General features: G+C 69.6%; 7 protein-coding genes. 3 read left to right on the forward strand and 4 right to left on the reverse strand.

Features of this window, described 5'->3' with window-relative positions; translation table 11 throughout:
• Positions 1–61 precede the first annotated feature (61 nt).
• Positions 62–6,301, forward strand: coding sequence for a non-ribosomal peptide synthetase (locus HNV26_RS17110; protein WP_216612429.1), 6,240 nt, complete (start codon positions 62–64; stop codon positions 6,299–6,301).
• Between the two features lie 33 nt (positions 6,302–6,334).
• On the opposite strand, the gene HNV26_RS17115 is transcribed toward HNV26_RS17110, so the two are convergent.
• Genes HNV26_RS17115 through HNV26_RS17125 form a run of 3 tightly spaced genes read right to left on the reverse strand, consistent with a single transcriptional unit; the run spans position 6,335 to position 10,661 of the window.
• Positions 6,335–8,092, reverse strand: a complete 1,758-nt coding sequence (locus tag HNV26_RS17115; protein ID WP_171439564.1) for a serine/threonine protein kinase — start codon at positions 8,090–8,092, stop codon at positions 6,335–6,337.
• A 36-nt stretch (positions 8,093–8,128) separates the two neighbouring features.
• Positions 8,129–9,121, reverse strand: a complete 993-nt coding sequence (locus HNV26_RS17120) for a tetratricopeptide repeat protein (protein WP_171439563.1) — start codon at positions 9,119–9,121, stop codon at positions 8,129–8,131.
• The gene (locus HNV26_RS17125; RefSeq protein ID WP_253816696.1) at positions 9,111–10,661 is read right to left on the reverse strand and encodes a PEGA domain-containing protein; all 1,551 of its coding nucleotides are present in this window, start codon (positions 10,659–10,661) and stop codon (positions 9,111–9,113) included. The genes HNV26_RS17120 and HNV26_RS17125 overlap by 11 nt, the downstream gene beginning before the upstream one ends.
• Before the next feature lie 244 nt (positions 10,662–10,905).
• Between HNV26_RS17125 and HNV26_RS17130 the strand changes: the two genes are divergently transcribed.
• Complete coding sequence (locus HNV26_RS17130; protein WP_171439562.1) at positions 10,906–11,985, forward strand: YihY/virulence factor BrkB family protein; 1,080 nt, start codon at positions 10,906–10,908, stop codon at positions 11,983–11,985.
• A 48-nt stretch (positions 11,986–12,033) separates the two neighbouring features.
• Positions 12,034–12,468 (forward strand): hypothetical protein, encoded by a 435-nt coding sequence (locus HNV26_RS37915; RefSeq protein WP_216612430.1) that lies wholly within the window; start codon positions 12,034–12,036, stop codon positions 12,466–12,468.
• Between the two features lie 4 nt (positions 12,469–12,472).
• On the opposite strand, the gene HNV26_RS17140 is transcribed toward HNV26_RS37915, so the two are convergent.
• The gene (locus tag HNV26_RS17140; protein WP_140864138.1) at positions 12,473–14,071 is read right to left on the reverse strand and encodes an ABC-F family ATP-binding cassette domain-containing protein; all 1,599 of its coding nucleotides are present in this window, start codon (positions 14,069–14,071) and stop codon (positions 12,473–12,475) included.
• Between the last annotated feature and the right edge of the window lie 140 nt (positions 14,072–14,211).

Raw genomic sequence — 14,211 nt, forward strand, 5'->3', positions numbered from 1 at the left:
GCTTCAGCCATTCCAAGGCGGGCGCTCGGGCTGGGTGGGGAAGCGTTCGAGGCGGTGAGGAATGACGAGGTCGACACCGCAGGTGGGACTCTCTCTTGGGGCCGCTTCATCCTTCCTGCTGCATGAGCAGGTCGCGGAGCAGGCTCGGCGCACGCCGGATGCCATCGCGATCTGGTCCGAAGAGGGAGAGGTGTCCTATGGGGCGTTGGAGGCTCGTGCCAACCGGCTCGCCCACCACCTGAGGCGGCTCGGGGTGGGGCCCGAGTCCATCGTGGGGCTGCACGTCCCACGCTCCATCGACATGGTGGTCGGTGTGCTTGGGATCTGGAAGGCGGCGGGTGCCTATCTTCCGCTCGATCCGGAGTACCCCGCCGAGCGCCTGCGGCGCTTCCTGGCGGACGCGCGCGCGGACGTGCTGGTGACCTCCGGCGCCGGGGACGTGCCGTGGGAGTGGGGCGGCCATTGTGTCGTCGATCTACGCCGGGATGCGGCCCGAATCGCTTCCGAGCCCGATTCTCCGCCAGACAACGGACTCACCGCCGAGCACCTGGCCTATGTCATCTACACGTCGGGCTCTACCGGGAGCCCGAAGGGCGTGATGGTGACGCACCGGGCGGTGGCCAACCACTTGCGCTGGCGTCAGGCGACGTACCCCCTTGGGGCGGCAGACGCGTTCCTGCAAAAGGCCTCACTGAGCTTTGACATCTCGGTCTGGGAGATCTTCGCGCCATTGATCGCTGGCGCGCGTCTGGTGCTGGCCCGGCCGGGTGGGCAGCGGGATGGAGGCTACCTGGCCGACCTGATCGCGCGGCAGGGCGTGTCCATCGCGCACTTCGGTCCCACGCTGCTTCGGTTGGTGCTGGACGCGCCGGAGCTGGAGCGCTGCACCTCGCTGCGGCACATCTTCTGTGGTGGTGAGGTGGTCCCGGTCTCCTTGTGTGAGCGGTTGCTCGCGCGGGTGCCGGCGCGGCTTCACCACCAATATGGGCCGACCGAGGCGACCATCGATGCTTCCTGCTGGGACTGTGTCCCGGGGGAGACGCGCTCCTATGTCCCGATGGGAGCGCCGGTGTCGAATACGCGGCTCCATGTCCTGGACGCGCGTGGTCACCTCGCCGCGCCGGGGGAGGTGGGAGAGCTCTTCATCGGGGGCGTGGGGCTGGCGCGGGGATACCTCCGGCGCCCGGACCTCACCGCCGCGGCCTTCGTCCCGGATCCGTTCAGCGAGGAGCCGGGCGCGCGGCTGTACCGCACGGGAGATCTCGTCCGAGGGATGCCGGATGGGACGCTGCACTTCCTTGGCCGCCGCGATCATCAGGTCAAGGTGCGTGGCTACCGTGTCGAGCTGGGCGAGATCGAGGCGGCCCTCTTGGGCCACCCCGGGCTCCGCGAGGCGGCGGTGGTGGTCCGTGGCGAAGGGGAGGACGAGCGCCGACTGGTGGCCTATGTCGTCCCGGCGCGGAATGCCGCGGAGCCGCTCGAACTCACGGGGCTTCGGGCGTTCCTGGAGCGGTCCTTGCCGGATTACATGGTTCCGGCGGTCTTCATCCCGCTGGACGGACTTCCGCTCACCCCGACAGGCAAGGTGGACCGCGGCGCGCTGCCTGAGCCATCGGAGTTCAACCGCCTCGTGCCCTCAGGCATCCATGAGGCGCCGCGAGGTGCGCTGGAGGAAAGGTTGTCTCGGCTCTGGGGCGAGGTGCTGCGCGTCGCGCTCCCAGGGCGCCACGCGCACTTCCTGGAGCTGGGGGGCGACTCCATCCTCGCTGTCCGGCTCGCTGCCCGTCTCCGCGAGGCGGGTTACCGGTGCCGCCCCTCCCAGCTCTTCAGCCATCCCACCATCGCGGAGCTGGCCGGGGTGCTGCGCGCGGCCTTGCCGAAACTCCCGGACGGAGGGAGCGCCTCCGCTGTCCCGGAGGACGAGTGGCCCTCCTCTGCCGTGTCAGAGCCGTATCCGCTCACGCCCATGCAGGAGGGAATGCTGTTCCATACGTTGCTCGCGCCCGATTCGCGCGTGTACCACGAGCAACTGGAGTTCGAACTTCGCGGTCCGCTCGTTCCGGAGCTCATCGAGCGCGCCTGGTGCGAGGTGGGCGCCCGCCATCCGGGGCTGCGGATGCGCTTCCAGTGGGAGGGGCTCTCTGCTCCACGTCAGGTCGAGGCGCGGGAGTTGCCGCCGATCGAGTGGTGGGACTGGCGCTCACAGGATCCGCTCGCGTTCGAGGAGCGGCGCGAGCGTTTTCTCGCCGAGGATCGTGCGCGCGGTTTCACGCTCACGGACGCGCCGCCGGTGCGCCTGGCGGTGGTCCAGTTGGAGGACGGGCGGTATTGGGCCGTCTGGAGCCTGCACCACCTCGTCTTTGATGGCTGGAGCGCGGCGCTCGTGCTGGGCGAGCTCTTCGCCACGTACGCGGCGCTCCGGGCTGGGACCCGCCATGAGCTGCCTCCGGCCCGACCGTACCGGGATTTCGTGCGCTGGATTCGCTCGCGCGACTTCTCCGCGGAGGCTCCGTTCTGGAGGGAAACGCTGGGCCCTGGTGTCTCGCCAACGCCCTTGTTCGTGGACCGCCGGCCCAGCCGCCGCGTGCCGGAGCCGGACGCGGCGCTGCTGCTTCGGCTCGACGCCGGACGGACCGCCCGGCTCAAGGCCCTGGCGGTGCGTCACCGCGTCACGCTGAACACGCTTCTGGCGGGAGCGTGGGCCGTGCTCCTGGGGTGCTACAGCGGCCAGCGCGAGGTCACGTTTGGGCTGGCGGTGTCCGGGCGCTCCATCGAACTGGACGGAGTGGAAGGCATTGCCGGGTTGCTGCTCAACACGTTGGCCGTGCGGGTGGAGGTGCCCTCCCAGGCCACTGCCGACGGCTGGCTGCACACGCTCCAGGCTCAGCTCACCGAACTCCTCGCACACGAGCAGACACCCCTGGCCGAGGTCCAGCGTTGGTGCGCTGGCAAGCCCGGTGAGGCGCTCTTCGAGAGCCTGCTCGTCTTCGAGAACTACCCCGCGGAGGCGGCGTGCTGGAGCCCGCCGGGGGCCGGGCTCGTTGTCGAGCGCCGGTTCGGCGCGGCGCGTGCTCCTTATGCGCTCACGCTCACCGCGCGTCCGGGCGAGTCGCTCGAACTCTGGGCTTCCTACGAACGTGACCGGTTCAGCGACGAGGTGATTCAACGGTTGTTGCGGCACCTGGAGCAGTCACTCTGGGCGCTGGCGGAGGGCGGCTCCAAGGTGTTGGCGTCGCTGGAGTTGCTGCCGGCGGACGAACTGTCGGCGCTGCTGGAGCGAGGCCGAGGACCGCGGGTGGCACCACCGGACGAGGCCGATCTCCCCGCCCTGTTCGAAGCCCAAGCCGCGCGCACCCCGGAGACCGTCGCTGCGGTGTTCCAGGATGAGCGGGTGACGTACCGCGAACTGGATGCGCGCGCGAACCAGCTCGCGCACATGTTGCGAGGCCATGGCGTCGGTCCAGAGGTGCGGGTGGGGCTCTGCCTCCCGCGCTCGCTGGAGTTGCTGGTCGCGGTGCTGGGGGTGCTCAAAGCGGGCGGGGCTTATGTCCCGTTGGATCCAGACTACCCGGCCGAGCGGACGGCCTACGTGATGGCGGACGCGGGCGTGGCCGTGCTGTTGACGCAGTCCTCGGTGCGCGGCCGGCTCCCCGCGGGGCAGGTCCGGTCAATCCTCTTCGATGAAGTGCGCGCCGAGCTGGCCGCGTTGCCCTCCAAGCCGCCGCCGCGTCCGGCGCTCTCCACCCGGTTGGCGTACGTCCTCTATACCTCCGGCTCCACCGGGCGTCCCAAGGGCGTGATGGTGACGCACCAGAATGTGCTCAACTTCCTCCAGTCGATGCGGCGCGAGCCGGGGCTGCGGCCGGAGGACGTGGTGCTCGCGCTGACCTCGCTCTCCTTCGACATCGCGGGGTTGGAGCTCCTACTTCCGCTGGCGGTGGGGGCCCGCGTGGTGATCGCGCCACAGGCGTGGCAACGCGATGGGGCACTGCTGGCCGCGGGGGTGAGCAGGTGCGGCGCGAGTGTGTTGCAGGCCACTCCCGCCACCTGGCAGATGCTGTTGCAGGCCGGGCTCCCAGCGGGCCTGCGGCTGCGAGCCTTCTGCGGTGGAGAGGCCATGTCCCGCCCGCTCGCCCGCGCGCTCGGAGAAGTGGCCGGGAGCGTCTGGAACCTGTATGGCCCCACCGAGACGACCATCTGGTCCGCGGTGGAGCGCCTCCAGGACGAAGAGGCCGACCCGTTACTCGGGCACGCCATCGACAACACGGAGTTGTACGTGCTCGATGCGAGTGGTCGCCCGGTGCCGGTGGGCGTCCCCGGTGAGCTGTTCATTGGCGGCGAGGGGGTGGCCCGGGGCTACCTTGGCCAGCCAACGCTCACGGCGGAGCGCTTCGTTCCGGATTCCTTCTCGGCCAGGCTGGGGGCGCGCCTGTACCGCACGGGCGATCTCGTCCGCTGGCGGGAGGGCGGGGGGCTCGAGTTCCTTGGGCGCGTCGACCATCAGGTGAAGGTGCGTGGTCACCGCATCGAGTTGGCGGAGATCGAGACGACGCTCGCGGGGCATCCGGCGGTGGAGCAGGCGGTGGTCGTTGCCCGGGTGCTCGCAGCAGAGGATGTGCGGCTGGTGGCCTACTTCATCCCGCGGACGGGGCAGGACGGAAGGGATGTGCAGGCGCTGCGCCAGTGGCTCTCGGAGCGGTTGCCTGGGCCCATGGTGCCCACCGTGTTCGTCCCGCTGGCCCGCTTCCCGTTGACGCCGAACGGCAAGGTTGATCGCCGCGCATTGCCAGCACCGGATTGGGGGGCCGTGCCACGAGGCGCGGGGGCGTCCGTCCCGCCGCGGAGTGCCACTGAGCGCGCCGTGGCGGAGCTCTGGCGCGAGCTGCTGGGAGGGAGTGCGGTCTCCGGCGTGTTCGACAGTTTCTTCACGGTGGGCGGACACTCGTTGCTGGCGGTCCGGTTCGCCATGCGGGCGCGCACGACCTTCAGGGTCGAGCTGTCGCTTCAGGCGCTGCTCGAACAGCCGACTATCGCGGGGATGGCAGCGGTCATCGACGCCGCGTTGGAGCGCTCGCCAGTTCCGGGGGGCGAGGCGGAGGTGGATCCGATGGCCGACGCCGTGCTGCCACCCGGGCTCGAACCTCGTGGCCCGATGCCCGCGCGGCCTCGCCCCCCTCGGCACCTCCTGCTGACTGGGGCGACCGGCTTCGTGGGGGCCTTCCTGTTGAAGGAGCTGCTGGAGCGGTTGCCCGCGCGCATCCACTGTCTCATCCGCGCGGCTGGGCGCGAGGAGGCGGGGGCCAGGCTGGAACGTAAGCTCCGCGCCTATGGGCTCTGGGAGGAGCGCTTCCGGGAGCGGATTGAACCTGTTGCGGGAGATCTGGCGGAGCCCGGGCTGGGGCTCTCGTCCGCGCAGCTCGAAGCACTTGCCGGGCGGATCGACGCCATCTACCACTGCGGCGCGGTGGTGAGCTTCCTCTACCCGTACCGGGAGATGAGGGCGCCCAACGTGCAAGCGACGCAGGCGCTTCTGGAGCTCGCGTGCCGGGGCCGGCCGAAGGTGTTCCACCACGTGTCCACGCTGTCCGTCTTCCCGCCGCATCTTCGCCAGGGTGGGGGCCTGCTCGCGGAGGATGATGGCATCGAGGGGGCGACGGGGTTCCGCACCGGCTATGCCCAGAGCAAATGGGTGGCGGAGCGGTTGGTGGCGCAGGCCCGTAGCCGGGGCATGCAGGTCGCCATCTACCGTTTGGGCAACGTGACCGGCCACAGCCAGACGGGCGTCTGGAACACCACCGACTTCGTCACCCGAAGCCTGAAGAGCTTCATCCAACTCGGCAGCATGCCGGTGTTGGATGGCACGCTGGATTTGCTGCCGGTGGATTTCGTGGCGAAGGCAATCGTGCACCTCTCGCGAGAGCCCGAGTCCTCCGGGAAGACGTTCCATCTGAGCCACCCACGCCCGGTGTCGGCGGGGCTGCTGCGCGGGTGGTTGGAGACGTTGGGCTATTCGCTGCGGAGTTTGTCGCAGACCGAGTGGCTCGATGAGTTGCGGCGGGAGACCGAGCACCGGGACCACAACGCGCTCTTCGCGCTCGCTCCGCTGATTGGCGCTCGGGAGGCTCCGGACGGCGCGGGGCCCCTGCGGCTCTTTTCATCCTGGGGACGCGTGGATCACCGGAACACTCGCGCGGGATTGGAGGGCAGTGGCATCGAGTGCCCGCCGGTGGACGAGTCCCTCTTCCGCACCTACTTCAAGTACTTCGTCGAGAGCGGCTTCCTTCGCGCGCCTGGAGCCTGAGCGCCGGCCCTCGCTGGCGAGGGCTCTCCCCGCCTAGTCGGACACCTCTGGAGGCAGCATGTCCTGGCAGCGCCGGATGCCTCGCTGGGCCTCCACGAGCTGCGGATGGTCGCGCTTCAAAGCGCGATAGAGGGTGATGGCCGTCTCGCAGTTGCCGTCGTTCTCCAGGGCGCGGGCGCGGGCCATGCGCTTCGAGGCGTCCTCCACCTTGCCTGCGAGCGCCGCCAGCTCGGGCTCGACGGCCTCCAATCCCAGGCTCCGTGCCTGGGCCAGCCGTTTCATCGCGCTGTCCAGCCGGCCTTCGTTGAAGTCATTGCCAATGTCGATGGCCTGTCCCGCCGCGAGTACCTTGAGCTGCCGGGTCGCGACATCGTCGGGCGCTGTCTCCACCGTCCCGTTGGTGGCGTGCGGTGGCGCTCCGGCCTCGTTGGTGGGGGGCGCCGGTTGCGCCGGGGTGCCGACTGGAACCAGGGTTCCCTCCTTGACGTCGTCGCCGCTCCCGCCCCGGAGGGCCACGATGCCCACGCCGCCCAGGAGCAGGACGCCGGCGATGCCCAGCCCCACCACCGCGCTGGACTTCGAGCGCTTCGGCGCCGCGTAGGGGGAGGCCGCGTGCGCCGTCTTGTTGAAGCCCTCCGCGCCCACCCGGAGCCCGGAGGGCGCGGCGGGCTGTGTCAGCGGAATGGGCGCGGTGCCCGTCACCGGCGCGGCCTCCGCCGGGGCGGCGCGCACCAGGGTGGCCTCGGAGCCCTCCGTGCCAAAGAGGAGCGTGGCCGGTCGCGCCGGTTCGAGGCCACCGCCGGTGATGGCGGGGTTGATGCCACTGACCGCGCGCCGGCGGGTGAGGGTGGGCAGCGCGTTGACCAGGTCCGACGCGAAGGCCTCCATGGTGGCGTAGCGCTCCTCGCGGCGCTTCGCGGTGGCCTTCTGGATGACGGCGTCGACGGCTGGCTGTTGGAGGTCCGCCACCACCTGCGCCAGTCGTGGCATGGGCTGGTGGACCTGCTTCTGCATGATTTCGGAGACGCTGCTACCGTCGAAGGGCTGCTGACCGGTGAGCAGCTCGAAGAGGACGATGCCCACCGCGTACACGTCCGCGCGGGCGTCCACGTCCAGGCCCATGGCCTGCTCGGGGGACATGTAGCGCGGCGTGCCGGCCACCGAGCCCTGGATGGTGAGCCGTGTCGCGCCGTCGGTGATTCGGGCGATGCCGAAGTCCAGCACCTTCACGTGCCGGCCACGCATGCCCTGCCGGACCATGATGTTCTCCGGCTTGAGGTCACGGTGGATGACCTGGCGTGCGTGGGCATAGGCGAGCACGTCCGCCACCTGGAGGACGATGTCCACGGCCTCGTCGAGCGCGAGCCGGCCACACGTGGCGAGCAGGCTCTTGAGGTCATCCCCCTCCACGTACTCCATGGAGATGTAGAGGCTGCCTTCCTCGTCCTGCCCGAAGTCGTGCAGCGTCACCGCGTTGGGGTGGGCCACCCGCGCGTAGCTCTTGGCTTCGTTGAGGAAGCGGCGGGCCACGTCCGGGTCCATGGACAGGCCGCTGTTGAGGAACTTCATCGCCACCTGCTGGCCGATGCCCACCTGTTCGGCCAGGTACACCGAACCCATGCCGCCCTGGCCCAGCCGCCGGAGGATGCGGAAGCGGCCCGCCACGACGCGGCCGAGCATCCGGTCCACGGCCGGCGCCACCGTCAGAAGGTCGGTGCCACCACAGGCCGGACAGGCGCCGTCCCACTTCTCATGCTGGGCCTCGCACCGCTGGCAGATGAAGAGCGACATGGTGTCCTTGCAGGGCAGGAGGGGAGGGGACCCCGGTCAGCGCGTGGCCGGGGCGTAGCGTTGGAAGAGGATGCGCTCCAACTCGCGAGCTCCCGCCTCGGGGGACTTCCGCTGGGCGGAGGCCGCGCGGAGCACGTCCGTGCGCGCATCTTGCGGCAGGTCCGTCTCCAGCACCGTCAGCGCGCCGTCCAAATCTCCGGCGCGCTGGAGCGCGGCGGCGCGCCACACGCGGTACTCGGTGCGCTCGGGCGCCGCGGATGCGGCCTTCGCGAACAGGCGCTGCGCCCCGGTGGAGTCTCCACTCTGGAGCGCCGCGAGCCCTTCCAGGAAAGGCGCCTGGGCAGCGGCCTTGGCGGACGGCTCCCCCGTGTCGCGAGCCAGGTCGAAGAGCGCGCCGGACTCCCGCAGGCGCGCCGTGGGGAGCGCTTCACCGGCCAGGGCCCGCTGGTGCAGGTCGTCGGTGGTGGACTGGGAGGCCGCGCTCAGCCGCGCGGCCATGTCGCCCAGGTCCGTGCCCAGGTAGCCCTCGGACACCAGCGTGCGCAGCGTCTCGCCTGCCGCCCCGGGGCCCACCAGCCGGCCTTCCTCCAGCGCGGCGAAGAAGCCGGCCTTCAGCTCCACGTGCCGGGCCGTCATGTCGGGCGGCACCTTGTTGCGCTTCTTGCGGCGCGCGGCCTTCAGCTTGCGTTCGCACAGGGCCAGCTCGCGCTGCGCCTTGGTGCGGTCCTGGATGTCCGGCGCGCTGCGCACGTAGGCGCGGTAGGCGGCGCAGGCACCGGGGACGTCCTTGGCCCCCATGCGCGCGCGGGCCAGGCCCAGGTATGCGGGCAGCAGGGACGGGTTGGCGCGCGTGGCCTGGAGCAACACCTCCGCCGCGTCCTTGTGCTTGCGCTTGTTGTAGAGGCGGGTGCCCTCGGCCAGCAGCGCATCGCCACGGCCGACGGAGGGCCCCACCAGGGGCTCGGCCAGGGACAGGCCACATGTCAGCAGCACACAGGCCCACGTCAGGCGCCGCAGGTCAGAACGCATAGCCCAGCCCTCCGCGAATGTTGCTCGTTCCGGCAATCTTCTTCAGCAGCGTGAAGCTGTGCAGGTACGCGACGGAGGCGTACAGACCCTCGTATACGAAGATGCGCGCGGTGGCCTGTCCGGACGCGTGCAGGTCCAGCGCGTAGAGGCCGTCCTTGAAGATGGCCGCGTCACCCGCGCGTTCCTTCACCAGCAGTCCTCGGCCCTCCAGTCCCACCTGGAGGGCGAAGGACACGGGCCCGAGCACGTAGCGCAGCTGCGGCTGGAGCGCGCGCAGCGACACCGCCTGCACCTGCGTGTCCAGCGACGACACTCCGTCCGGCCCCGCGCCGCCCACGCCAGGCGGTACGTCGATGCCCAGCGTCCACGTGTCTCCCGTGGAGGCGTAGGTGGCGCCCACCAGCATGACGCCGAAGAACTGGCCATAGCGGCCGTACTCGACACCCACGCCGCGCAGGTTGCGCGAACCCGGCGCGCGCACGTCCCGGGTGCGCAGGCTCTCCAAATCCTCCGAGGTGCTCAGCGGCTGGGTCGCCAGCGACGTGCCCGTGAGGCGCTGCAGTTCGAACGAGGCCTCCAGGTAGCTCTGCCGCGCCATGGTGGCTTCCTTGCGGCGGCGCATGGCCAGCTTGAAGGACTGCATGGAGGTGGGCGTCAGCGCGTGCTCCAGCGTGAATGTCCCGCCGGGCACGATCTCCGCCGTCACCTCGTGGGGCTCGTAGCCGTCCAGCGTCAGCGACACCCTGCGCGTGCCGGGCTGGATGCCCTGGTCCACCGCGGTGGTCCCCACCGGCTGGCCGTCCACGCGAATCTCCGCGCCCTCCGGCTGCGCCTTCACCACCAGCCGCGCGGGCACCTTCTCCAGCGCGGCGCCCAGCTTCACCTGCTGGCGCGAGCTCAGCACGCGCGTCTCTTCCTTCGGAAGGTGCGAAGCCAGCTCGAAGCGGAAGGTGTGCTCACCTGGCAGCACCTCCGTGGTGAAGGGCGTGGAGCCCACCTTCACGCCGTCGATGAAGACGGTGGCCCCCGCGGGCGTCGTCTCCGCCACCACCGTGGCGTTGAGCGACAGGAACTTCACCAGCACGCCGGCCAGGGCCTTCTCGAACGCGGGGTTCGCCGTCTCCGCCTGACCCCGGGCGCCCGTGCCGGGCCGGACGCTGACGGCGCGGAAGCGGTAGCCGGCGTCGTCCTGGCCCACCTGCACCAGCACGACGCGCTCCAGGCCCAGTGATTCCAGATACGCCTCCAGCGGCTCCCGGCAGCGCGCCTCGCCGGACACGCAGCGCAGGTCGCCGCCCTGGCCCTTCAGGTGCGTGGCCAGGGCGCCCCGGCCGATGAGCTGCTCCGCCTGCACGTCCTGCGGTATCAGCGCGGCAATCCCTTCCTCGGTGCGTTGCAGCAACGCGTCCTGCCCTGGGTACAGGGACTGGACGAGCCACAGCGTGTGCGAAGGGGCGGGGGCCTGGGTGTCCGGGGGCATTCCGGGTGCGGCGCCGGCGCTCAGCGCCAGGCTGACACTCAGGAGACAGGAGACGAACATGGCGTCCTCGGGGGAGAGGGCCGCGGCGGAACCGACCGGCGGCCCCCGTCCAAGGTGTACGCCAATGAACGCTCTCCTGCCTAGGGGGATGTCAGAGAAGATAGGAATTTCAGGGAAGTCTACTTCCAGGGTTGCCTGCTCGCCTGTCCTCCGGCCGCATGCAGGGAGGCTGGGGGCTGGAGGTCGCTTGGGGTGTGGGGAATGCGCATCCTTCCCCCGGTCGCAGCACCTCCGAGGAGGCGGAATGGTTCTCCCTGGCAAGGGAATGAGCTGGAAGACGTTCTTCCTGGCGCTGAAGGACGAGTGGACGCGCGACGAGGTGGGGGACGTCGCTGGCGCGCTCACCTTCCGGGTGATCCTCGCGCTGTTCCCATTCCTGCTGTTCCTGGTGTCGCTGGCGGGCCTCCTCATCGAGCCCGCCCAGGCCCAGGTGCTCATCCAGGAGCTGGCGCGGGTGGCGCCCCGTGAAGTGACGTCCATCCTGAGCGAGCGCATCGAGGCGCTGGCGAACAGCCGGCCGGTGGGGCTGCTGACGGTGGGCGGTGTCGGTGCCGTCTGGGCGGCCTCCGCGGGCGTGGTGGCGTTGATGACGGCGCTCAACAAGGTCTACGGCGTGACGGAGTCGCGTCCCATCTGGAAGCTGCGCGGCATCGCGCTGCTGGTGACGCTGGGAGGAGCGGCGGTGGCCATCTTCGCGGCGTTCGCGGTCATCGTCACGCCTGTCATCGCTGGCAAGCTTCCCGGCGGGTTGGGCACCGTGCTCATGTGGCTGCGGCTTCCGGTCGCGGGCCTGCTGATGATGTTCCTGTGGGCGGTGCTGTACTACGTGTTGCCGGACGTGAATCAGCGGTTCCGTTTCATCACCCCGGGCTCGGTGGTGGGCGTGCTCATCTGGGTGTTCGCGTCGTGGGGCTTCTCCCAGTATGTGGCCAACTTCGGCAAGTACGACGTCAACTACGGCGCCATTGGCGGTGTCATCGTCATGCTGCTGTGGATGTGGATCTCCGCGCAGGTCATCCTGCTGGGTGCGGAAATCAACGCCATCCTCGAGCACCGTTCCCCGGAAGGAAAGGCGCCGGGCCAGAAGGACCCGGAGCAGGGCAAGGTGCTGACCGCCACCAAGACGGAGTTGGAGGCGAAAGGCGCGTCGCTGCCGGGCGCGCCGGGCTTCCAGCCCGTGGTGGACCCGGTGACGGGCCGGTCCCTGGATTGCCCGCCGTCCGCTCCACCCAGGCTGCGTGACACGCCGCTCGCGGCGGCCTTCAAGTGGACCGTGGGCATGGGCCTGGGGTTGTTCCTGCTGCGCAAGTCGGCCTCCCGGTAGACCGTCCTTCTTTTCAGCGGCGCTCGCATCACCTATGTCAAGCCGGCCGTGGGCAACGTGGTGAATGACGCGGCGGGCTTCTTCCTCCAGGCCGAGCAGGAGGGGCCCGCGCTCTTCGTCGAGGTGGACCCGCTCACGCTCTCTCCCGCGCCGCAAGCGGGCGCCCGGGTGCGTGTCACCGTCTCCGAGAAGAGCCTCGTGAATGGCCAGGTGCGCGCGCGCATCTCCGCGTACGCCGTGCTCAGCACGGGCCACTCGCTGTCGGACCTGGTCCAGGACGTGAGCGGCGTGGATGGTCCTATTCCGTGCAGCGCGTCGGTGCCACGGACTCGGACACGCGGGATGACGGGTTCGTGGGCGGCTCCTCGTTCGGCGTCCGGAACCCGTCGTCCCGTCAGGGCAGGGGGAAACGACAATCGCCGCCTCGTCCCGGGAGCGCATCCCCGGGCCGGGCGGCGATTCGTGTTTCTGGCCAGCGTCTGACGGACTACCGGCGGCGCGCGGCGACGTCGGAGTGCTTCTCCACGAACTCCGAGTAGGGCCCGTTGAAGTCGAGCACCTCCTGGCCCGCCTGGAGCGACCAGATGCGGGTGGCCACCTCGGAGATGAGCTCCTGGTCGTGCGTGACGACGATGACCGTGCCCTCGTACTTCTGGAGGCCTTCGGCCAGCGCGGCGATGGACTCGAGGTCCAGGTGGTTGGTGGGCTCGTCGAGCACCAGCACGTTGTCCTGCATGATCATCAGCTTGGACAGGAGCAGCCGCACCGTCTCACCACCGGAGAGGGTGTCGGTGTTCTTCATCCGCTCCTCACCGGAGAACAGCATCCGGCCCAGCACGCCGGAGATCTCCTCGTTGGTGAGCTTGTCGTGCAGGTCACGCAGCCAGCCGAAGCAGGTGGTGCCCTTGCGCACGACGCCGTGGTGGTCCTGCGGCAGGTAGCCCACGGAGGCCTGGTGGCCCCAGCCAATCTTCCCGCCGTCCGGCTCCAACTGGCCGGCAATCATCTTCACCAGCGTGGACTTGCCCACGCCGTTGCGGCCGATGACGCAGACCTTCTCGCCCTTGCAGACCAGGGCGTTGAAGGGCTTGATGACCTCTTGGCCCTCGAAGGACTTGTGGATGCCTTCGACCATCAGCGTCTGCTTGCCGCTGACCACCTTCTGGTCGAAGCGGATGAACGGGCGCGCGATGTTAGAGCGCTTGAGGTCGTCCGACTTCAGCTTGTCGATCTGCTTGATGCGGCTCTGCACCTGCGAGGCGCGGGTGCCGGCGTGGAAGCGCGCGACGAAGTCCTGGAGCTGGGCAATCTTCTTCTTCTTCTCCTCCGTCTCGGACTCGACGCGGCTGCGCACCTGCGCCTTCTGCCGGACCATGTCGTCATACCCACCGGGGTAGTGGATGATGGTCTCGTAGTCGATGTCCGCGATGTGCGTGCAGATGGCGTTGAGGAAGTGCCGGTCGTGGCTGATGGTGATGAGCACGCCCTCGTAGTCGTGGAGGAAGCTCTCCAGCCAGCGGATGGAGTCGATGTCCAGGTTGTTCGTGGGCTCGTCGAGGAGCAGACCTTCCGGCTTGCCGAACAGCGCCTGCGCGAGCAGCACGCGGAGCTTGAGGCCGCCGGTGAGCTGCTTCATGGGCTCTTCGTGGGAGGCCTGGTCGATGCCGAGGCCCGCCAGCAGGGTGGCCGCGTCGCTCTCCGCCGAGTAGCCGTCCTCCTCGGCGATGACGCCCTCCAGGTCGCCCAGCCGGTTGCCGTCCTCCTCGGTGATGTCGGACTTGGCCAGCAGCTCGTTCTTCTCGGACATGGCCGCCCACAGGGCACGGTTGCCCATGAGCACCACGTCGAGGACGCGGTTGTCCTCGTAGCGGAAGTGGTCCTGGCGCAGGATTCCCAGCTTGCGAGGCCGGACGATGTTGCCCATGTCCGCTTCCTCGTCCCCCGCGAGGATCTTCATGAACGTGGACTTCCCGGCCCCGTTCGGACCGGTCAGGCCGTAGCGGCGGCCCGGCGAGAACGTGACGTTGACGTCCTCGAAAAGCTTCTTGGGCCCGTAGGCCTTGGAGACGTTGATGACGTTGAACATGGCGGCGGCGTTGTAGCGGAAATGGTGCGGTGGGCCAAAGCGGCGACGTGTTTCGCGTTCTGCAGGAGACCGCGAGGACTCCATGTAACCGCTGGGAAGGCGGGAGAATGCCGCCCCGGTGTCGACTTCAGGCCACGGAA

Origin of the sequence: Myxococcus xanthus, from assembly GCF_013116825.1 — a bacterium.
GTDB lineage: Bacteria > Myxococcota > Myxococcia > Myxococcales > Myxococcaceae > Myxococcus > Myxococcus xanthus_B.